Annotated in this window: 16 protein-coding genes; 7 read left to right on the plus strand and 9 right to left on the minus strand. The window is 70.5% G+C overall.

Annotated features, from left to right (window positions below; all coding sequences use genetic code 11):
• Positions 1-438: peptide deformylase (locus tag WC493_RS10765; RefSeq protein ID WP_373065430.1), on the minus strand; the 438-nt coding region annotated here is incomplete at its 3' end.
• Between the two features lie 156 nt (positions 439-594).
• Here WC493_RS10765 and WC493_RS10770 point away from each other — a divergent pair.
• From WC493_RS10770 to WC493_RS10785, 4 genes are all read left to right on the plus strand, one after another.
• Entirely contained in the window at positions 595-2079 is a 1485-nt protein-coding gene (locus WC493_RS10770; RefSeq protein WP_373065499.1) for an aldehyde dehydrogenase family protein, read from the plus strand.
• The gene (locus WC493_RS10775; protein ID WP_373065432.1) at positions 2076-3254 is read left to right on the plus strand and encodes an NAD(P)/FAD-dependent oxidoreductase; all 1179 of its coding nucleotides are present in this window, start codon (positions 2076-2078) and stop codon (positions 3252-3254) included. Before WC493_RS10770 ends, WC493_RS10775 begins: the two co-directional genes overlap by 4 nt.
• Positions 3255-3317: 63 nt before the next feature.
• On the plus strand, positions 3318-7175 hold the full coding sequence (putA, locus tag WC493_RS10780) for a trifunctional transcriptional regulator/proline dehydrogenase/L-glutamate gamma-semialdehyde dehydrogenase (protein WP_373065434.1): 3858 nt from the start codon (positions 3318-3320) through the stop codon (positions 7173-7175).
• A 79-nt stretch (positions 7176-7254) separates the two neighbouring features.
• The gene (locus tag WC493_RS10785) at positions 7255-7677 is read left to right on the plus strand and encodes an SRPBCC family protein (protein ID WP_373065436.1); all 423 of its coding nucleotides are present in this window, start codon (positions 7255-7257) and stop codon (positions 7675-7677) included.
• Between the two features lie 10 nt (positions 7678-7687).
• On the opposite strand, the gene WC493_RS10790 is transcribed toward WC493_RS10785, so the two are convergent.
• From WC493_RS10790 to WC493_RS10805, 4 genes are read right to left on the minus strand one after another with little or no spacing between them, the layout of a single operon-like run.
• Positions 7688-8560 (minus strand): efflux RND transporter periplasmic adaptor subunit, encoded by an 873-nt coding sequence (locus tag WC493_RS10790; RefSeq protein ID WP_373065438.1) that lies wholly within the window; start codon positions 8558-8560, stop codon positions 7688-7690.
• An 11-nt stretch (positions 8561-8571) separates the two neighbouring features.
• Positions 8572-8778, minus strand: a complete 207-nt coding sequence (locus WC493_RS10795; protein WP_373065440.1) for a DUF1656 domain-containing protein — start codon at positions 8776-8778, stop codon at positions 8572-8574.
• The gene (locus WC493_RS10800; protein WP_373065443.1) at positions 8772-10808 is read right to left on the minus strand and encodes an FUSC family protein; all 2037 of its coding nucleotides are present in this window, start codon (positions 10806-10808) and stop codon (positions 8772-8774) included. Before WC493_RS10800 ends, WC493_RS10795 begins: the two co-directional genes overlap by 7 nt.
• Entirely contained in the window at positions 10805-11290 is a 486-nt protein-coding gene (locus tag WC493_RS10805) for a MarR family winged helix-turn-helix transcriptional regulator (RefSeq protein ID WP_373065445.1), read from the minus strand. Before WC493_RS10805 ends, WC493_RS10800 begins: the two co-directional genes overlap by 4 nt.
• Positions 11291-11430: 140 nt before the next feature.
• On the opposite strand from WC493_RS10805, the gene WC493_RS10810 reads away from it, so the two are divergent.
• From WC493_RS10810 to WC493_RS10820, 3 genes are all read left to right on the plus strand, one after another.
• Positions 11431-11718 carry a 2Fe-2S iron-sulfur cluster-binding protein gene (locus WC493_RS10810; RefSeq protein WP_373065447.1) on the plus strand — a complete coding sequence of 96 codons (288 nt, stop codon included), beginning with the start codon at positions 11431-11433 and terminating at the stop codon, positions 11716-11718.
• Between the two features lie 11 nt (positions 11719-11729).
• A complete protein-coding gene (gene xth / locus WC493_RS10815) occupies positions 11730-12530 on the plus strand; it encodes an exodeoxyribonuclease III (protein ID WP_373065449.1) in 801 nt (266 codons plus the stop codon).
• Positions 12531-12620: 90 nt separating this feature from the next.
• Positions 12621-14969: a S8 family peptidase gene (locus tag WC493_RS10820; protein ID WP_373065451.1), complete on the plus strand. Its 2349-nt coding sequence runs from the start codon at positions 12621-12623 to the stop codon at positions 14967-14969.
• Here WC493_RS10820 and WC493_RS10825 read toward each other — a convergent pair whose 3' ends face one another.
• Genes WC493_RS10825 through WC493_RS10840 form a run of 4 tightly spaced genes read right to left on the minus strand, consistent with a single transcriptional unit; the run spans position 14970 to position 20695 of the window.
• Positions 14970-15413, minus strand: coding sequence for a cyclic nucleotide-binding domain-containing protein (locus tag WC493_RS10825; RefSeq protein ID WP_373065453.1), 444 nt, complete (start codon positions 15411-15413; stop codon positions 14970-14972).
• Positions 15410-18010: an ATP-binding cassette domain-containing protein gene (locus WC493_RS10830; protein ID WP_373065455.1), complete on the minus strand. Its 2601-nt coding sequence runs from the start codon at positions 18008-18010 to the stop codon at positions 15410-15412. The genes WC493_RS10825 and WC493_RS10830 overlap by 4 nt, the downstream gene beginning before the upstream one ends.
• A gap of 25 nt (positions 18011-18035) precedes the next feature.
• Entirely contained in the window at positions 18036-19412 is a 1377-nt protein-coding gene (locus WC493_RS10835; RefSeq protein ID WP_373065457.1) for a heme biosynthesis protein HemY, read from the minus strand.
• Between the two features lie 2 nt (positions 19413-19414).
• Positions 19415-20695, minus strand: a complete 1281-nt coding sequence (locus WC493_RS10840) for a COG4223 family protein (RefSeq protein WP_373065459.1) — start codon at positions 20693-20695, stop codon at positions 19415-19417.
• Positions 20696-20706 lie beyond the last annotated feature (11 nt).

The raw sequence follows: 20706 nt of genomic DNA on the forward strand, positions 1-20706 counted from the left end.
GCGCTGGAGCCAGAAGATGCCGTCGAGCTGGTCGATCTCATGCTGCAGGCAGGTCGCCAGGAAACCGTCCGCCGCGCCTTCGTGGCGCGCGCCCGAAAGGTCCTGCCAGGCCAGGCGGATGCGGGCCGGCCGGTCCACCGTCTCATAGGCGCCGGGCATGGAGACGCTGCCTTCCATGGCCGTGGCGGTTTCCGGCGAGGACCACAGGATCTCGGGATTCACATAGATCAGCAACGGTGCCGCCGGCTCCAGCCGGAGCACGACGAGGCGGAGAGATACGCCGACATGGGGTGCGGTGATGCCGACCCCCTCTGCCGCCGCCATGGTCTCGGCCAGGTCGGCGGCGAGGGCGGCCAGGCTCTCGTCGAAAGTGGCGACGGGCGCCGCCTTCTGGCGGAGCCGGGGGTCGGGATAGCGGACGATCGGACGCAGGGGCAAGGCGGGCTCATGCCTTAGGATCATGTCCCGGTGACATATTCTCTCTTTTCCGGGCCGTGCAAGGGCGCAATCCTGCCAGCCCCGCCCGATTTCGAGGATTCCATCGTGACCCTGTCCCCCGCTCCCGATTCCCTGGCTGCCGAAGTGGCGGCGCTGATGGCCGGTTTCGGGGTCGATCCGGGGGCCTACGCGGCGGCTGGGCGGGCCGTCCATTCACCCGTCACGGGCGAGGCGATCGGCCATGTCGCCGATACCGAGCCCATGGCGATGGTGGCGATCGTCGCCCGTGCCGCGGAAGCCTTCGTCACTTGGCGCCTGGTGCCGGCGCCGCGGCGGGGTGAATTCGTCCGCCTGCTGGGCGAGGAATTGCGCGCCGCCAAGGCCGCCCTCGGCCGTCTCGTCACCCTCGAGGTCGGCAAGGTGCCGTCCGAGGGCGAGGGCGAAGTGCAGGAGATGATCGACATCTGCGATTTCGCCGTCGGCCTGTCGCGCCAGCTCCAGGGCCTGGCCATCCCCTCCGAGCGGGCCGATCACCGGATGATGGAGCAATGGCACCCGGCCGGCGTGGTCGGCGTCATCACCGCCTTCAATTTCCCGGTCGCGGTGTTCTCCTGGAATGCGGCGCTGGCCCTGGTGTGCGGCGATGCCGTGATCTGGAAGCCGTCGGAAAAGGCGCCGCTCACCGCCCTTGCCGTGCAGGCCCTGGTGGCGCGGGCGGCGGCCCGCTTCGGCGGCGTGCCGGACGGATTGGTCACCGTGGTGACCGGCGGCCGCGCGATCGGCGAGATGCTGGTGGACGATCCGCGCATCGCCGTGCTCTCCGCCACCGGCTCGACCCGCATGGGCCGCGCGGTGGGCGAGCGGGTGGCGCGCCGTTTCGGCCGCGCCATCCTGGAACTGGGCGGCAACAATGCCTCGATCGTGACGCCTTCGGCCGATCTCGACCTCGCGGTCCGCGCCATCGCCTTCGGTGCCATGGGCACCGCGGGCCAGCGCTGCACCACGCTGCGCCGCCTGATCGTCCATGAATCGATCTATGACGCCCTGGTGCCGCGCTTGGCCAAGGTCTATCGCGGCGTCTCGGTCGGCAATCCGCTGAGCGGTGCCGTGCTGGTCGGCCCGCTGGTCGATGCGGCGGCGCTCGAGGCCATGCAGAAGGCGCTGGAAGCGGCCAAGGCCGCGGGCGGCACGGTCACCGGCGGCGAGCCGGTCTCGGTGGACGGCTGCGAGGGTGGCGCCTACGCCAGGCCCGCGCTGGTCGAAATGCCGGCCCAGGTCGGCCCGGTCCTGGAAGAGACTTTCGCCCCCATCCTCTATGTCCTGAAATACCGCGACTTCGCGGAAGCCGTGGCCTTGCAGAACGGCGTGCCGCAGGGCCTCTCCTCCTCGATCTTCACCAACGACTTCCGCGAGGCGGAACGCTACCTTTCGGCCGCCGGCTCGGACTGCGGCATTGCGAACGTGAACATGGGCACGTCGGGGGCCGAGATCGGCGGTGCCTTCGGCGGCGAGAAGGAGACCGGCGGCGGCCGCGAATCCGGTTCCGACGCCTGGAAGGGCTATATGCGGCGCATGACCAGCGCCATCAACTATGGCACCTCGCTGCCGCTGGCCCAGGGTGTCCGGTTCGACGTCGAATGAGCGCCTATGACGTGGTGATCGCGGGCGGGGCGGTCACCGGGTCTTCCACCGCCTTTCACCTGGCGAAGGAACCCGGCTTCAAGGGCCGTATCCTGGTGGTCGAGAAGGACCCTTCTTACGAATTCTGCGCCTCGGCCCGTTCGGCGGCCTCGATCCGGCAGCAGTATTCGACCGCGATCAACGTGCAGATCTCGCTCTACGGCATCGACTTCCTGCGCCGCCTGCACGAACACCTGGCGGTCGAGGACGAGGTGCCGGAGATCGGCCTGACCGAGGGCGGCTATCTCTTCCTGGCGAGCGAGGCGGGCAAGCCGGTGCTCGAAGCCAACCACCGGCTCCAGGTCTCGCTCGGCGCCGACATCGCCCTGCTCGGCCCGGACGGGCTCGAGGCGCGCTTCCCCTGGCTCTCGACCGAGGGGATCGCGGCCGGCAGCTTCGGCGTCACGGGCGAGGGCTGGTTCGACGGCTACGGCCTGATGCAGGCGTTCCGGCGCAAGGCGCGCTCCCTCGGCGTCGACTACCGCGCCGCCATGGTGGCCGGCGTGGTCAAGGACGGGGCGAAGATCGCGGGCGTGGTGCTGGACGACGGCAGCCGGATTGCCTGCGGTGCGCTGGTCGATGCCGCGGGCGGCGGCGGTGCGGCGCTCGCCCGGGCCGCTGGCGTCGAGATCCCGGTGCGCAACAAGAAACGCATGATCTTCACCTTCACCTGCGCCGACAAGGTCGCCGCCGCACCCCTGCTGATCGACCCGACCGGCCTTTATTTCCGGCCCGAAGGGCGCGGCTTCCTGTGCGGCCTGCAACCGCCCGAAGACCAGGACCCGGATGCCGACGGCGATTTCGAGGTCGATCATTCCTTCTTCGACGAGCACATCTGGCCCGTGCTGGCCGCCCGCGTGCCCGCCTTCGAGCGGATCAGACAGGGCCGCGCCTGGGCAGGCCACTACGACATGAACCTGTTCGACCACAACGCGATCGTCGGCGCGGTCGAGGATGTGCCCGGCTTCTATCTCGCCAACGGCTTTTCCGGCCACGGCCTCCAGCAATCGCCCGCGATCGGCCGCGGCCTCGCCGAACTGATCACTTACGGCGCCTATCGCAGCCTGGACCTGAGCCCCCTCGCCTTCGCCCGCATCGCCGAGGGCCGCCCCCTGGCAGAGGCCAATATCGTCTGAGCGCCCCTATCGTGGTTGCACCTTTTCTGCTAGAAGGGTGCAACCCGAGCAACAGGTGGCGCCATGGCGATGACGACGATGGGGGTCAAGCTCACGGACGAGCTGCGCGCCCGGCTGAAGACGGCGGCGGCGCGGATCGGGCGCTCGCCCCATTGGCTGGTCAAGCAATCCCTGGTCGCCGCCATCGAGCGGATCGAGCGGCACGGTGCCTTGGAGGCGGGGGGCGACGGTGACGCGGCGGTTGCCCTCGATCTCGAGGAAGGTGCAACTGAGGCGGCGCTGCCATTTCTGGAATTTGCCCAGGGGGTGCAGCCGCAGGGTGTGCTGCGGGCCAAGATCACTGCGGCCTACCGCCGGCCGGAGCCGGAATGCCTGCCCTATCTGATCGCCGGCGCCAGCCTGCCGGCGGAGAAGCGGGAACAGGCTCGCACGCTGGCGCGCGACCTGGTGACCAAGCTCCGCGCCAAGAAGCGGGGCGGCGGGGTCGAGGGCCTGATCCACGAATATACATTGTCGGAGCCGGAGGGCGTCGCCCTCATGTGCCTGGCCGAGGCGCTGCTGCGCATTCCCGACAAGGCGACGCGGGACGCCCTGATCCGCGACAAGATCGCGGCCGGCGATTGGCAATCCCACCTCGGCCACAGCCCCTCGCTCTTCGTCAATGCCGCGACCTGGGGCCTGGTGGTCACCGGCAAGCTGACCGCGACCTCGAGCGAGGCGGGCCTGTCGTCCGCCCTGACCCGCCTGATCGGGCGGAGCGGCGAGCCCCTGATCCGCAAGGGCGTCGACCTCGCCATGCGCATGATGGGCGAGCAGTTCGTGACCGGCCAGACCATCGCCGAAGCGCTGGCCAACGCCCGCAAGATGGAAGACAAGGGCTTCCGCTATTCCTACGACATGCTGGGCGAGGCGGCGACCACCGCGGCCGACGCCGAACGCTACCTGGCCGATTACGAGACGGCGATCCACGCCATCGGCAAGGCTTCGGGCGGGCGCGGCATCTACGAAGGCCCGGGCATTTCGATCAAACTCTCCGCCCTTCATCCGCGCTATTCCAGGGCGCAGGTCGAGCGGGTGACGGGCGAGTTGCTGCCGCGGCTCAAATCGCTCGCCCTGCTCGCCCGGCGTTACGACATCGGCCTCAACATCGATGCCGAGGAGGCGGATCGTCTGGAGCTTTCCCTCGATCTCCTGGAAGCGCTCTGCTTCGATCCCGATCTTTCCGGCTGGAACGGCATCGGTTTCGTGGTGCAGGCCTATGCCAAGCGCTGCCCCTTCGTCATCGACTATCTGGTCGACCTCGGCCGCCGCTCCGGCCGGCGCCTCATGGTGCGCCTGGTCAAGGGCGCCTATTGGGATTCCGAGATCAAGCGGGCGCAGATCGACGGGCTCGAAGGCTTCCCCGTCTATACAAGGAAGATCCATACCGACGTTTCCTACATCGCCTGCGCGCGGAAGCTGCTGGCCGCACCCGATGCGATCTATCCCCAGTTCGCCACCCACAACGCCCTGACCCTGGCGACTGTCGCGGCGCTGGCGGGCGACAATTACTATGCGGGACAATATGAGTTCCAATGCCTGCACGGCATGGGCGAACCGCTCTACGAGGAAGTGGTCGGGGCGGGCAACCTGGGGCGCCCGTGCCGGATCTATGCCCCGGTCGGCACGCATGAGACGCTGCTCGCCTATTTGGTCCGCCGGCTGCTGGAGAACGGCGCCAATACCTCCTTCGTCAACCGGATCGCGGACGAATCCATCTCGGTCGAAGAATTGATCACCGACCCCGTGGAGGCGGCGCTGGCGGTCGAGCCGCTGGGCGCGCCGCACCCGAAGATCCGCCTGCCGCGCGAATTGTTCGGGCCAGAGCGAGCCAGTTCGGCCGGCATCGACCTTTCCAACGAACAGCGTCTCGCCTCGATCTCGGCCGCCCTGCTGGCCAGCCTGGACATGGCGTGGTCGGCCGGTGACGGGCCGGCGGCGAGCCCGGTGCGGAACCCCGCCGATCACCGCGACGTGGTCGGCCATGTCCGCTTCGCGGCACCCGAGAGCGTCGGCGCTGCCTTCGAGGCGGCGGTGGCGGCGGGCCCGATCTGGGCCGCGACGCCGCCGGCCGAACGCTCCGCCTGCCTCGCCCGCGCGGCCGAGGCGATGGAGGCGCGCATGCCGACCCTGATGGGCTTGATCGTGCGCGAGGCCGGCAAGTCGCTGCCCAATGCGATCGCCGAAGTGCGCGAGGCGGTGGACTTCCTGCGTTACTACGGTGCCCGCGTGCGCGACGGCTTCGATACCGCCAGCCACCGGCCGCTCGGCCCGGTGGTTTGCATCAGCCCGTGGAATTTCCCGCTGGCGATCTTCACCGGCCAGGTCGCCGCGGCCCTGGCCGCCGGCAATCCGGTACTCGCCAAGCCGGCGGAAGAGACGCCCCTGATCGCGGCCGAGGCGGTACGCCTGCTGCATGAGGCAGGCGTGCCGGACGGCGTGCTCACCCTGGTCGCGGGCGACGGTGCGGTGGGGGCGGCGCTGGTCGCCGACCCGCGCCTCCGCGGCGTCATGTTCACCGGCTCGACCGAGGTTGCCCGCGCGATCGAGGCGAGCCTGGCCGGCAGGCTCAGCCCCGAAGGCACGGTGATCCCCCTGATCGCCGAGACCGGCGGCCAGAACGCCATGATCGTCGATTCTTCGGCCCTCGCGGAACAGGTGGTGGGTGACGTGCTCGCCTCCGCCTTCGACAGCGCGGGACAGCGCTGTTCGGCGCTCCGCATCCTCTGCCTCCAGGAAGAGGTGGCGGAACGTATCCTGACCATGCTGAAGGGGGCGATGGCGGAACTTTCGCTCGGCAATCCCGATCGGCTGGCGACCGACGTCGGCCCGGTCATCACCGCCGAAGCGATGGCGGGCATCGAAGCCCATGTCGCCGCCATGGGCGAGGCGGGCCACGCGGTCTACCGGCTGCCGCTGCCGGAGGCGGCCAAGGCGGGCACCTTCGTGGCCCCGACCCTGATCGAGATCGACGATATCGCGGTCCTGAAGCGCGAAGTCTTCGGTCCCGTCCTCCATGTGCTGCGCTACAAGCGGAATGACCTGGACAGGCTGGTCGACGCGATCAACGCCACGGGTTACGGCCTGACCTTCGGCCTGCACACGCGGATCGACGAGACGATCGCCCGGGTGACCGACCGCATCCATGCCGGCAATATCTACGTGAACCGGAACACTATCGGTGCCGTCGTCGGCGTGCAGCCCTTCGGCGGTCGCGGCCTCTCGGGCACCGGGCCCAAGGCGGGCGGCCCGCTCTACCTTCGCCGCCTGCTGGCGCAGCGCCCGGCCGAGACCGGAATCGGCATCGCCGCCCCGGCCAATCCGGCGGTAGGTAGTTTCGCCGCCTGGCTGGCGGGGCAGGGGCTGGACGATCTCGCCGCCCGCGTCACCGCCTACGGCAAGGTCTCGCCCTTCGGTGCCTCGGCCGAACTGCCGGGCCCGGTGGGCGAGCGGAATCTCTATGCGCTGAGGGGCAAAGGCTGTATCGCCGGCCTCGGCCGCACCGCCGACGGGTTGATCCTGCAATTCGGTGCGGCGCTGGCGACCGGCAACGATCTCGCCATCGAAGGCGGCCACGCCGCGGCGGACGCCCTGGCCGGCCTGCCGTCCGCGCTGGCCGGCCGGCTTCGCACCGTCGAACGCTGGCAGGACGTTCCGGATCTCGCCGCCGTTCTCTTCGAAGGCGACGGTGACGGTCTGGCGCCGCTCGCCCGCAGCCTGGCCGCCCGGCCCGGCCCGATTGTCGCCCTCCAGGGGGCGACCGTGGCCGGCCTCGCCGAAGGCCGCGAGGATTGGTGCCTGGATCGCCTGATCGAGGAAATCTCGGTCAGCACCAATACGGCGGCGGCCGGCGGCAACGCCAGCCTGATGACCATCGGCTGACGCCTTCGACTGCCCGAATCCGGCACTTGCCGGATTCGGCGGCGGCCCCTACGCTCTCTCCAAAAGCGGGGAGAGCGGGATGGGCCAGCAAAAGATCGCCATCAACCACGAGTCGAAACTGCCGGTCGAGCAGCTCTATGCGACCCTGGCGGAACATGAAAACCTGTCGACCGTCTTCGCCCCGGCGAAGGTGACCCGGGTGCGCGACGGCGACAGCAGCCGGAACGGCGTCGGTTCCGTGCGCCGCCTGAAGATGCCGGTCGGTGCGCCCTTCGAGGAGACGGTGACGGCCGCGGTCGAGAACCAGCTGATCGAATATCGCATCTCCAAGGGCAGCCCGCTGAAGAACCACCAGGGCGTGATGCGTTTCTCGCCCCGGCCCGGCGGCGGCTCCCGCCTCGACTATACGATCGTCTTCGAGGGCAAGCTGCCGCTGATCGGGCCGATCGTGCGCAGCGCGCTCGACTCGGCGATCCGCAAGGGCCTGGCGAAACTGGGCTGACGGGCCGGGCTCAGCCCTTCCTGTCCTCGACCACCACGGTCGCGGTCATGCCGGCGCTCAGCACCATGCCGTCGGGCAGGGGGCCGAGGTCGACGCGGACGGGGATGCGCTGGGCCAGGCGAACCCACGAGAAGGTCGGGTTGACGTTGGCGACCAGGTCGCCGCCTTCCGTCGAGTCACGGTCGACGATGGCGCGGGCGATGCTGCCGACCTTGCCCTGGACCGCCTGCTCGAAACCCATCAGGCGGACCGAGACGCTGTCGCCGGCATGGATGCGGGCGATCTTGGTCTCCTCGAAATAGCCGACGACATAATAGGAATCGCTGTCGACCAGGGCGAAGGCGGCCTTGCCGGCGGTGACGTAATCGCCCGGGTTCAGGTGCAGGTTGGTGACATAGCCGTTCACCGGGGCGCGCACCTCGGTCCGGGCCAGGTTCAGCTTCGCGGTTTCGAGATCGGCCTCGGCCTGGTGGAGCTGGGCCGCCGCCTGGGCCGCAGTGCTGGTCGCCTGTTCGCGCGATTCGGCGGTGATCGCGCTGGAACCGAGGGCATTCCGCCTTGCCGCCTCGCGCTCGCGCTGGCGGCTCTGTTCCCGGAGGGCGGCCACGGTCGCCTCGGCCCGATCGACGGCGAGCTGGTAGCGCGCCTTGTCGACGACGAAGAGAAGGTCGCCCTGCCGGACCGGCTGATTGTCCTTGACGTGAAGCTCGATCACCATGCCGGCGACGTCGGGCGCCACCTGCACGATATCGGCGCGGACGCGGCCGTCGCGCGTCCACGGGCTGTCCATATAAAGGTTCCACAGCCGGAGGCCGGCGACGACGGCGATGGCGACCACCACGAGGGTGACGGCGGGACGCAGCAGTTTCGAGGCGAAGCGCATGGGCGGGCCTTTCAGCGGAAGGCGACGGCGACGACGCCGGCCAGCAGGATCAGATAGAGGGCGGAATTGACCAGCGGCGGATGCCAGACGAAGCGATAGGCGCCGAGCGCGTCGAGCAGCCGGCGCAGCACGAGCCAGAGCCCGCCGGCGATCACGGCATAGAGCATCATGGGGGCCAGGAAGACCCCGAACAGGTCGGTTTCGACGAGCGTCAGCATGGGCTTGCCTCGGTCAGTACGGGCATCGGCGGGACGCCCTCCAGGCGGAAGAAGTCGCCGTGCTCGGTCAGGCTGGTACGGATCCCGGTCAGGGCGACGAGCAGGGTTTCGAGGTCGCGCGGGTCTTCCGCCTCGGCCGTCAGCATCACGGCCGTGGCCCGGTCGAGGGCGTCGAGTGCCGGGCCGGCGCCGGCCGGCGCATCGAGGTGGCGGGCCAGGGCGGCCAGCACGTCGTCCACCGCGGCGGCGAGCGGCGGCGCCAGCCGGCCCCTTTCCCGCCGGAGCGCCAGGATGTTGAGGCCGATGCGGAGGGCCGCCAGGCTGCCCAGCAGGATGGTGCGATGCTCGATGTCCTCGGCTCCCAGGCGGGCGATCAGGGCGTTGATGCGGTCGAACATGCGGCTCTCGAAGGCCGTCCGTTCCTCCGCCCCGCGCTCCCCCGCGAGACGCGCGAGATCACGGCGGATCGCGCCGACCTGACGCTGTACGGTCCAGTCGACGCCGATCGGGCGCAGCACGCGCAGCATGACGACCGCGATGCCGACCCCGACCAGGAGCGAGACGGCACCGTTCAGGAATTCCGCGAAATCGACGCCCTGGACATTCTGCAGGTTGGAGATGGCGATCGTGTTCAGGATCAGCGGCATGACCAGGGGGGCGAAGCGCCTGTCGGCGATGAAACAGCCGATGGGGACGAGGAACAGGCCCATGCTGGCCGTCATCATCGCGAAGCCGTCGATCGAGGGGAAGATCACGTAATTATAGACGGCACAGACGACGATCGAGATCACAGAGTCGATCAGGAAGACTCTGCCGGCGGCCGAGGGGTCGTCCAGCGTCGCCAGCATGGAGCACAGCACGGCGACCAGGAAGGCGGCGGTGGCGCCATGGCTCCAGCCGGTGACGATCCAGAAGGCGGCGGTCACCACCAGCGAGAGGCCCGCGACCAGGCCGCCGACCAGTGCCTGGGTATGGTCGCGGTAGCGCGACAGATGGGGGGCGGCGCCATGGTCGCGGCTGGGCGCGCCGCGGAAGAAGGCGCCGGCCAGGGCGCGCAGCTCGCGCTCCAGCCGGGCGACATCGGCCAGGCGGGCGACCAGGATATGTTCGAGCCGGCGGGCTGGATCGCGGCGCATGGCTTCGAGCCCGGGCAGGACGGCGTCGAGCCGGGCTTCGAGGGCACGGTCGCTGCGGCCAGCCTCGATCACGTCGGCCAGTTCGGTCATGGCGGGGGCGAGCGCCTCGGCCCGGGCCGGCGCCTCGCGCCGGAGCAGGCGCAACCTGTCGTGGATCGAGACCAGCATGGAGACCAGGGTGAACAGCCGGGCCTGGAGGTGACGCAGGGTGCCGTCGGCGGCGCGTACTTCGGGCGTGTCGAGCACCGCATGCAGGCGGAGCTGGTCGATGGTCATCAGGTCGTTCAGCAGGCGGCGCCGGTCGGGCAGGGCGTGGGCGTCGTCGGCCTTGCCGCGCAGCACGTCGCCGGTCCAGGCCCCCGCCGCGGCCAGGCTGTCGCGCAGGGTCCGGCGCAGCAAGCCGCCACTGGCCTGGGGGAGCACCAGGCGGCTCACCGCCGTCGCACAGAGGATGCCCAGGCTGATCTCGGTGCAGCGGGCGACCGCGATGTCGAAGGCGGAAAGGGGGGCGAGCACGGCGGGATAGCCGACGATCGCCGCACTATAGCCGGCCAGCATGGCGCCGTAGGATGCCGGCGCCTCGCGCAGCAGGATCGAGACATAGAGACAGGCGGCGACCCAGAGGGCGAGGGCGGCGACGAAGAATTCCCGCGCCTCGGCGAAGGCCGAGACCAGCGTCACGGCCGCGGCGGCGCCGATCAGCGTGCCGGCGACGCGCGCCGCCGACTTGGCGATGACGGCACCGGCCAGCGGCTGCGAGACGATATAGGTGGTCAGCAGGGCCCAGGTCGGCTGGGTCAGGTCGAGCCGGAAGGCGATATAGACGGCCAGCATCCCGGCCGCGAAGGTCTTGATCGAAAAGAGTAGCTGGCGGGCGGTGGGCAGGGCGTTCACGGCGCCCCCCCGGCGCGGCGCCGGCCCCGTTTCGGCAGGGCGGCGGCGACATTCTCCTGCACCTTGGCGAAGACGCGCAGGCAGTGCTCGATCTCTTCGGCGCTGACGCCGGCGAGCAGGCGCCGGTGCAGGCCATAGGCTTCGTCCTTGATCAGCTCGGCCAGCTCGCGCCCGGCCGGGGTCAGATGCAGCGTCTTGGCCCTTCGGTCGGCGGCATCGGCGCGGCGTTCGATCAGGCCGGCGGTTTCGAGGTTGTCGAGCAGGCGGACCAGGGATGGCCCCTCGATCCCCAGGCTGGCAGCCAGGTGGTTCTGATGCAGACCCTCGCCCAGGGTGTAGATATGGATCAGCGGGCGCCAGGTCGCCTCGCTCAGGCCATGACCGGCGAAGGCTTCGTCCAGCATGCGGCGCCAGGCGCGCATGGTCAGGGTGATCTGGAAGCCGAATGTGTCGGCAGGGGGCGTCGCGGTTTCCTGTTTCATGCTAATAGGTAGCCTGCTAATCATTAGCTCGGCAATCAATGTCCACTCATGAAGGGGCTGCGCCGGCCGCAGGGCTGCATCCCCTGTTTGACGGCGCTTCCCTCTCTCCCTAGGGTCCGGGGCGGGCCAGGAGGACGGACATGAGTTTCACCGTGACGCTGCCGGAATTCGGCGTCGACATCGAGGTGCCGCGCGGGCGTACCGTGCTCGATGCGGCGCTGGACGAGGGGCTGGACTATCCCTTCTTCTGCCGCGGCGGCACTTGCGGCACCTGCAAGTCGCGCCTGGTCTCGGGCGAAGTCGAGCTGAAGGCCTATGCCGGCTTCGCGCTGACCCCGGCCGAGCGGGCGTCGGGCCTGATCCTCGCCTGCCGCGCCCTGCCCCAGACCGACTGCGAAATCGTCACCTGCGACGCCGAAGCGCGCTGACCGGAAAGATCATGCCCGAGATCACCATCGCCACCTGGAACATCAATTCCGTCCGCCTGCGTCTGCCCCTGGTCGAGCGCTTCCTGGCCGAGGCTTCGCCCGACATCCTGTGCCTGCAGGAGATCAAAACGGTCGACGATTCCTTCCCCCGCGCCGCTCTGGTCGCGGCCGGCTATCCCCACCTCGCGGTCGCCGGACAGAAGGGCTATCACGGCGTCGCCATCGTCTCGAAACTGCCCTTCGCCAGGATCGAGCGGGACGACTGGTGCGAGATGGGCGACGCCCGCCATCTGCGCGTCACCTTCGAGGACGGGCTGCTGCTCGACAATTTCTACATCCCCGCGGGCGGCGACGAGCCGGACCCGGCGATCAACCCGAAGTTCGACCACAAGCTGAGGTTCCTGCGCGAAATGGTGGCCTGGGGCGAGAAGCGCCGGGCCAAGGAAAAGCGTGCCATCGTGGTCGGCGACTTCAACGTGGCGCCGCTCGAACACGACGTCTGGAGCCATAAGAAACTGCTCGGCGTGGTCAGCCATACGCCGGTCGAGACCGCCCTGCTGGCCGAAGTCCAGGCGGCGCACGACTGGGTCGATGCCGTGCGCCACTTCGTACCGGCCGATCAGAAGCTCTATTCCTGGTGGTCCTACCGGGCGGCGGACTGGGATGCAGCCGACAAGGGGCGGCGGCTCGACCACGTCTGGGTCACGCCGGACCTGAAGGACGGGCTGATTTCCACCACCACGCTGCGCGATGTGCGGGGCTGGGAAAAGCCGTCGGACCATGTGCCGGTGCTGGTGAAATTCGAGGTCTGAGGGCAAATGCAACCATTATGGGTTTTTTAAGGGGGCAAATGCTCCAATCCGGGGACAAATTCCACAGCCGACTAAAGGGGGGCTGCTGCGATGTCCCAGAGGATCAGGAAACCCGTCGCCCGTTGGTTGCTGCTCGGCGTCTCGATTTCAGCGGCTGCCCTGCTCGCCGGTTGCGGTGGTGGGGGCGGAGGCGGGGGTGACACCTCGACCTCGGCGACGACGACCAGCCCGGCCGCGGCCACCACCACCACGAGCCCGGCCCCCTCGCTGGTGACCCTGGTCACCGCCCCGGTGTCGAGCTTCCTGACCACCGAATACAAGCGCCAGGCCGGCCTCGCCATGATCAACGCGGCCACCGCCTGGGCCACCGGCGCTTCCGGCCAGGGGGTCGTGGTCGCCATCAACGACGGTGTCATCGATACCAGCATTTCCGAACTCTCGGGCCGCCTCTCCGGCACGACCTACAATTGGACCGGCGATTCGACGATCAGCATTCATGCCACCCATATCGCCGGCATCATTGCCGCCGACCACGACGGCACCGGCATCGAAGGCGTCGCCTGGTCCGCCACCCTGATGTCGCTGGTCAGTTTCACCACCGACGGCTCGACCAACACCGGCTATGGCAACGCACCCTATAGCGCCATCAGCTATGCCGCCGACCATGGCGCCGACATCGTGAACAACAGCTGGGGCTCATCGCCCACGGCGTCCATGCCGGGTGCCCTGGTGACGGCGGTCCGTCATGCCACCGACCTCGGCACCATCGTCGTCTTTTCGACCGGCAACGACGGCGGCGACCAGCCCAATACGACGGCCCTGGTGCCGCAATACGACTCGGCGACCACGGCGCGTTTCCTGGCCGTCACCGCGGTCGACCAGAACGGCTCCATCGCCTCTTACGCCAATGCCTGCGGCGCCGCCGCGAGCTGGTGCCTGGCCGCCCCCGGCACCGCGATCCTGTCGACCGGCCCGGACGGCACTTATGTCAGCATGAGCGGCACCTCGATGGCGGCGCCCATGGTCTCGGGCGCGCTCGCCGTCGTCATGTCCCGTTTCCCGGAACTGACCTCGGCGCAGGTCGTCTCGCGCGTGCTGACCACGGCGGACAAGACCGGCATCTACGCCAACACGGCCTTCTACGGCCAGGGCCTGCTCGACCTCGGCGCCGCGACCCAGCCGATCGGCACGCTGACCGCCAATGCGGTGGGCAGCACGGTGACCCCGACCGGCACCACCACGGCGACCAGCTCGGGCGCCGCCCTGGTTTCCAACGCCGTGATGGGCGACGCGCTCCGCCATGCCCTGGCCAATGTGCCGGTCGCCCTGTTCGATTCCTATGACGGCGCCACCTTCACCACGACGATGGACAGTCTCGTCGTCGGCGGCGGCACGCCCGATTATGCCGGCCAGGCCTTCGGTGATTTCGGCCGCGGCCATTTCACGACCCGCGGCACGGCCGGCGGCGTCTCCCTCGCTCTCGGCGAGCGTCAGATCGAGGTCGGCGCCGGTGCCGCCCTGACCGCCTCCACCCTGAGCGAGGATGCGGTGGTCGCCGCCGTCCGCCTCCAGCTCGGCGAGGCGACCACCGCCTTCGCGGGCGTCAATGCGAGCCTGGCCGAAGTCGCCCCCGCTTATGACGCCCTGCCGACCGAGGCGGGCCTGGCGCTGACCGCGGGGGCCTTCACCCCGGGCGCCCTGTCGCTGGCCGACGACGGCGCCGTGCTCGGCATCGACACCAACCTGGGCCGCGGCGCTTCGCTCACCCTCGCGGTGATGAACGGCAGCGGCGGCCAGGCGGTCGATTTCCTGACCCGGGACGGCGGTGCCGCCGCGACCGGCGCGCTCGCCTCCTTCCGCCAGTCGATCGGCCATGGCATCACGCTCGAAGCCGGGGTCGGCTATCTGGCCGAGGATGGTTCGCTGCTCGGCGCTTCGGGCCAGGGCCTGCTCGACTTCGGCCGCTCGGAGACCGCCCAGGTCTCGATCGGGGCGACCGTGGCCCTGTCGGACAAGACCGCGCTCTATGCCCGCTACGACCGGGCCTTCACCACGGCTTCCGGCAATGGCGCCTTCCTGGCCGGCAGCCAGGACGTCACCAGCGATAGCTGGACCGTCGGCATCCTGGGCGCCGATGCCGTCGTGGCCGGCGACCATTGGGGCTTCAGCAGCCACCAGCCGCTGCGCGCCGGCGGCGGCACCATGGTGCTGGCCAGGCCCGCGGGCCGCACCACGGACGGTACGGTTTACGGCGACACCGTCACCGTCGATCTCTCCGGCGGCGGCCGCGAGATCGACTGGGAAGCCTTCTATGCCCTGCCCATGGGCGAGCAGGGCCTGCTCGGCTTCAACCTTCTCTATGTCACCGACCCGGGCAACCAGGCCCAAGTGGCGGACGAAGTGCTGGCGATGCTGCGCTACCGCCTGCGCTTCAACTGATCACTTGCGGTCGCGCAGCAGGCTCGTCGAGCGTTCCAGCCGGCGGGCCAGCTCGCGCATCACGGCGATGCCGACGGCCGGGAATTCCTGCACCAGGTCGAAGAACAGGTCCTGGCCGAGGCGGAGCACGGCCATCTCGGTATCCGCCTTGACGGTCGCGGTGCGCGGCACGTCGGCCAGCAGGGCGACTTCGCCGAACAGGGTGCCGGCGGGCACCGGGCCCACCTTGATGGTCTTGCCCTCGGCCGTGGTGACCAGGGCCGAAGCCTCGCCCGAGAGCACGACATAGGCGGCGTCGCCCGCCTCGCCCTGGGTCACCAGGTCGGCGCCGGCCGGCACCGTCAGGCGCTCGGCGGCAAAGGCGATCAGTTTCAGCCGGGCAGGGTCGACGCCCTGGAACAGCGGCACGGCGGCCAGCGTGGCGGCGTCTTCACTCAGGCTCATGATGGAATTCTCCCTGCCTCTCGCCGCAGCACGCGGCCCCGCTCCATAGTTATCACGCGATCGAAGCCGGCGGCGTGGCCCGCATCACCCAAGGCGGCGACGACGGTCATGCCGGCAGCGGCTTCCTTGCCCAGGATCTCCAATACCGTGGCCCGGCAGCCCGTGTCGAGCAGGCCCAGCACATCGTCGAGCACGAGGACATGGGGCCGGCGCAGCAAAGCCCGGGCGATGGCGATCCGCTGGCGCTCGCCCGGGCTCAGCCGCGCCCCGGCGATGCCGACATCGAAATCGAGGCCGAGGTCGCGCACCCGCTCGCCCAGACCCAGTTCCTCCAGGACGGCGGCGGCCATCTGGGGGATCTGGCTGCTCGCGCCCGCCTGATCACCCGCGATCCGGCCGAACAGGACATTGTCGAGGACAGAGGCAGCGCGGTTCGGCCGGCCCTCCTCGAAGCGGGCGATGGCGCGCGCGAGTTCGGGCGGCGGGTCGCGGTGCAATTCGTGGCGGGCGGCGACCACCGCCGCCTTCAAGCCGTCGTCCAGCGCTTCCAGCCGGTGGCGCGCCGCGACCACCCGGCAGGCCAGGTTGATCAGGAGCAGGCGCTCCGCCTTGGCGAGATGCTCGGCCGCGGCACCCGCCAGGGGCTTCAGCCGGGCCAGTTCGGCCGGCGTCACCAGGGCGAAGCGGCGCATCATCTCGTGCCCCGGGGCCAGGTCGGCGAAGAGTTCGACCATCACCGCGGCGATCCGCCGCCCGGCCTCGAGCAGGCGGGGGGCGAGGCCGCAACGTTGCAGGAGGGCGAGCAGGGCCGGGTGGTCCGCCGGATGGTCGAGGCTCAGGGTGCCGTCCGCCGGCAGGCCGAACAGCAGGTTCTCGGCCAGGCTGGCGTGGTCGTTATAGGCCTGCCAGTCGAAGCGGGCGATCATCGCGCCCTGGCCGGCGTCGGCCAGGCGCCGGGCCAGCAGGTCGCGCGCGGCGATCACCCCTTCGGCCAGGGCAGGGTCGGCCGCCGCGGTCAGGCGTGCCGCCAAGCCTAAGCGGAACAGCGCCTCGCCCGAGCCGAGGGCGCTCATCACCTCGACCATGCGGCGGCGCAGGGCGGCGCCGTCGGGTACACCGGCGGCTTCGTAATCGATCCAATCGGCATTGGGATCGTCGGGCGGGTTGCCGGCGCGGAGCGCTTCCCGCGCGGCAGCCCCTAGCGCGCCGCCCGGCGGCGCCAGGCGCAGGCCGAAGGCGAGATTGGCGGCGATCGAGCCCGCCATCAGCGCCGCCCCCGCCCCGACATAGGCGATCCGCCGGTGTACCATCCCCGGCGGCAGGGTGGCGAGGTCGGTGCCGCCGATCGCGATCTGCCCGGCGCTCGGCTCGACCAGGCCGGCGATCGCCTGGGCCAGGGTCTCGCGTCCGCCGCCGGCCGGGCCGACCAGGGCGGTCAATGTGCCGCCGGCCAGGGTCAGCCGCGCCCGGTCCAGGCGGATGTCGTCCGCCTCGCTGCGCACCGTCAGGTCCTCGACCGTGACTGCTTGCCTCCGGAAATCGGGCAGTGCCTGCGGCTCCGCCGAGGCTTCGGCCGGGGGCAGCAGGTCGGGGCGGCTGAACAGGCGATGCGTCGTCTCGTATTTGACCCGCGCATCCTCCCGCCCCTGATACCAGTCGAGCAATTCGCGCCACGGTCCGGCCATGTCCTTATGGGCGGCGATCACGGCGACCAAGGTCGCGATGTCGAACCGGCCGGCGATCACGAAATAGCCGCCCAGGCTGTAGAACAGCACCGGGCCGAGCTGCTGGGTCAGGGTGTTCACGGTCCGGATGGCGAATTTCTCGGTCGCCAGGCGGACGCGCACGCCGAACACCTGACCCAGGCGTTCGGCCAGCCAGGCGCGGGTCCAGCGGGCCTGGTGGTTGGCGCGGATGTCGGTGATCAGGTGGAAGGTCTCGTCGATCCGCTCGCCCAGGCCGCGCATCAGCGTGCCCCGGCTGCGCGAGAGCCCGTTCACCCGGTGCTGGATGCGCGGCACGGCGAACATGCCGGCGGGATAGATCAGGGCGGCGGCGAGCCCGATCAGCGGGTCCTGCACGAACAGGAAGCCCAGGATGACGGCCAGTGTGCCGCCCTGATAGGCGGGCACCGCCACCGTGTCGCCGGCCTGGGCGCAGAGCGCGTCCAACTCGCCGCCCATGGCCGCGATCGCCTCGCCCGCGGTCCGCTGGCGGAAGGCGTGGAGGGGAAAGCGCAGGATCAGGCCCAGGATCTGCAAGCGGATCCGGCGCAGCAGGCGTTCCGCGGTCAGCGTCTTCAGGCGGTAGATGCGGTGGCGGAAATAGTGGTTCACGCCGACCAGCAGGCCGAGCAGCAGGCATTCGCCGAGCAGCACGGCGCCCTGGTCGAGCATCAGGCCGAACATTCTCTCGGGCAGCGTGAGGCCCAGGAAATGCTGCGGCCCCGGGCCGATCCGCCCGATCTGGCCGACGATCGCCTTGGGCATCTCGTAATAGAGCCAGAGGAAGGGGAAGGAGCCGAGCGCGAGGCCGAGCAGGCTCACTTGTGCCCGCGTCGAATAGCGCCAGACGAAACGACGGAAATCGGGCTCCACGACCCTCGTCCCCCCGAACGGAGTCCTAGCCGGCGGTGCCGACGGTCGCGGCCGGCAGGGTGCCGTCGGCGGGCGCGGCGGGCGGCGGCAGGATTTCGGTGATCGCTCCGGGGACGCGCCATTCCAGCGTGTCGAAGGAATGGCAGGCCGGGCAATGGGGCGCCCAGGCGGCCGGGGTATGGCCGCAGGCATGGCAGAACCAGCGGGGTTCGGCCTCGCCCGCCGCCGCCTTCTCGGTCCATTCGGCGGCGCGGCGTTCGTCGCCCTTCTCGCGCCGTTCGAGGTCGGCGAGGAGGTCGTAGGTCCGCCGCGTCGCTTCTTCCGCTGCGACCAGGGCCATCAGGGAATCGCGCGCCGTCGCCCATTGGCGAAGCGTCAGGGCCTGTTCGGCGGCCAGTTCCCGGCTCTCCCGCGCGGTCGGATTGGCCTCGGCCAGGGTCTTCAGGCGCTCCGCCTTGGCCTCGTCCGTCTCGTCCGGCACCAGGGCGGCATAGGCGGCGGCGAGGTCCGGGTGGGGTTCCTTGGCCCAGGCCGCCTCGATCAGCTTTTCCGCCTTGCGCAGCTTGCCCGAGCCGGCCAGCAGGCGGGCCAGGCGGGTGGTCGCCGGCACCAGATCCGGGGCCAGGGAATGGGCGGTTTCGACCAGGCCCAGGGCGTCGCGCGTGTCGCCCCGGGCGGTGGCCGCATCGGCCCGGCCGACCAGCACGACGGCGCGGTGGCGCTTGCCTTCGGCATTGTCGATCAGCTTGTGGCGAAGGGCGCCCATCAGGGTCTCTTCCGCCGCGTGCCATTCGCCCAGCGCCGCCTGCAGGCCGAACAATTCGGAGGCGACCCAGGGCGCGCCGGGACGCAGCGCCTGGGCTTCGCGGGCGAGGGAGAGTGCGGTGTCGTTGTCGCCGCGCCGCCGGGCCAGCACGATCAGGCCGCGGAGGCCGAGGAATTTCGCCTCGTCCGATTCGAGCATCAGGCGATAGGCCCGCTCGGCCGCCGCCATGTCGCCGTTGAGTTGGGCCGCCTGGGCCGCGAGCAGGAGGGTGAGGGGCGAGCCTTCGCTCAGGCCCTCCGCCAGGATCGCCTGGCGCTTGGCGTCGCGGGCGTCGCCCGCCGCCACCGCGACCAGGCCGCGCACCAGGGCGCGCTCGCTCTGCAGCCGCTTCTTGGCGCGCCGCCGGGCCGCCAGCAGGCGCGGGCCACGGGCCGCGATCAGGGCGAGGCGGAGCAGGGCGGCGGCGACCGCGAGCAGCAGCACGATGCCGGCGATCAACACGCCGACCGAGGTTTCGATCCGATAGCCGAGCCAGGTCACCGCGATCAGACCCGGCCGGTCGGCCAGCCAGGCGGCGACCGCGGCGACGATGCCGACCAGCAGGATGGCGACGACGACCTTGATCAGCGCGCGCATTCTCAGTTCGCCTCGGCGAAGCGGGCGGCGACTTCGCCGTCCAGCAGGTCGACCGCGGATTCGGCGGCGATCCGCGCCTCGGCATCGGCACGCCAGGCGCCCAGCACATCGGCTGCGGGCCCGTTCAGCTTGGTGACTTCGGCCAGCGCACCGGCGAGATCGCCGCGCCCGAGCCGTTCCTCGGCCCTGGCGACGCGGGCGGCGACATCGTCGCCCTCGACATCGCCCACGGGCCGCACGGTGACCAGATTGCCGGCCTCGGCCAGCAGGCGGTCGACCACGCTGCCGTCCGCCGGCACCGCGGCGGCCTGCACCGCGGCCCGGGCCAGGGGGGCGAAGCGCGCGGCCAGGCTGGCCGTCGTCGGCAGGCCCTTGTCGGCATGGACGGCCAGGGTTTCCAGCGCCTTGCCGATGGTCGGCTCGCGCAGCAGGCCGAGCGCTTCGAAATGGCCGCGCACGGTCGCCAGCGCCGGGGCATAGGGTGCCTCGGTGGCGAGGTCGTTACGCAGCCGGCCGATGCCATAGACCAGCGAGACGCCGCGGCCGACCGCGCGCAGGCGGTCCGTTTCGGCGGCGATGCGGCTGTCGGCCTCGGCCCCGGCGGCCTTCAGGGCGGCGATCTCGCGTTCGAGGGTGGCGAGCTTGGCCGGATCGGCGCCCGCCGGGGCCTGGGCCAGCTTGGCTTCGAGCGCGGCGACCCGGGCGCTCAGGGCTGCGTCGGCGATGGGCGAGGTGGGGGCGACGGGCGCCGGGGCGGGGGCATCGAGCGGCGGCTCGGTATCGGTGCCGCCATCGGCCGCGGCCAGGTTTTCTTCGAGGGCACCCTGGCGCTCGCGGAGCGCCGCGATCTCGCTCCGGATATCGTCCAGGGCGGCGGGGTCGACGCCCTTGTCCGGCAGTTCGGCGACCCGGGCTTCGAGCGCCAGGAGCTTGCGTTCGAGCGCCGCCTCGGCCTTTTCCAGGCTGTTCAGGCGGGCTTCGGTATTGGTGGGGGCGGCCGCCGGTGCGCTGGTAGCGGTGGCAAAGCCGTCGAAAGTGTCGCCGTAGCGATGCCACAGGAAGGCGCCGGCGCCGATCAGCACCACGGCGGCGACACCGGCCCAGAGCGTGCGCTTGAAGCCGCGGCCCGGTGATGACTGGCTGACGTCATAGGCGGGGTCGATCGCCGGCGGCGGATCCTCCAGCGGCTTGTCCTCGATCGTGAGGTCGGGCCGCTCCGGAACGGCTGCGGGCTCGGCCGGCAGGTCGGCATTCGGGTCCGGCTGATCGGGACGCTCGGTCATGTCTGGCTCCG

Origin of the sequence: Zavarzinia sp. (assembly GCF_041650655.1) — a bacterium.
Lineage (GTDB): Bacteria > Pseudomonadota > Alphaproteobacteria > Zavarziniales > Zavarziniaceae > Zavarzinia.

Bases quoted from the DNA above. Each gene is read 5' to 3' on its own strand.
- WC493_RS10775 (WP_373065432.1), top strand. From the start codon at position 2,076: ATGAGCGCCTATGACGTGGTGATCGCGGGCGGGGCGGTCACCGGGTCT.
- xth (WP_373065449.1), top strand. From the start codon at position 11,730: ATGCCCGAGATCACCATCGCCACCTGGAACATCAATTCCGTCCGCCTG.
- WC493_RS10770 (WP_373065499.1), top strand. From the start codon at position 595: ATGGCCGGTTTCGGGGTCGATCCGGGGGCCTACGCGGCGGCTGGGCGG.
- WC493_RS10805 (WP_373065445.1), bottom strand. From the start codon at position 11,290: ATGAAACAGGAAACCGCGACGCCCCCTGCCGACACATTCGGCTTCCAG.
- WC493_RS10790 (WP_373065438.1), bottom strand. From the start codon at position 8,560: ATGCGCTTCGCCTCGAAACTGCTGCGTCCCGCCGTCACCCTCGTGGTG.
- WC493_RS10825 (WP_373065453.1), bottom strand. From the start codon at position 15,413: ATGAGCCTGAGTGAAGACGCCGCCACGCTGGCCGCCGTGCCGCTGTTC.
- WC493_RS10835 (WP_373065457.1), bottom strand. From the start codon at position 19,412: ATGCGCGCGCTGATCAAGGTCGTCGTCGCCATCCTGCTGGTCGGCATC.
- WC493_RS10810 (WP_373065447.1), top strand. From the start codon at position 11,431: ATGAGTTTCACCGTGACGCTGCCGGAATTCGGCGTCGACATCGAGGTG.
- WC493_RS10785 (WP_373065436.1), top strand. From the start codon at position 7,255: ATGGGCCAGCAAAAGATCGCCATCAACCACGAGTCGAAACTGCCGGTC.
- putA (WP_373065434.1), top strand. From the start codon at position 3,318: ATGGCGATGACGACGATGGGGGTCAAGCTCACGGACGAGCTGCGCGCC.
- WC493_RS10820 (WP_373065451.1), top strand. From the start codon at position 12,621: ATGTCCCAGAGGATCAGGAAACCCGTCGCCCGTTGGTTGCTGCTCGGC.
- WC493_RS10795 (WP_373065440.1), bottom strand. From the start codon at position 8,778: ATGCTGACGCTCGTCGAAACCGACCTGTTCGGGGTCTTCCTGGCCCCC.
- WC493_RS10840 (WP_373065459.1), bottom strand. From the start codon at position 20,695: ATGACCGAGCGTCCCGATCAGCCGGACCCGAATGCCGACCTGCCGGCC.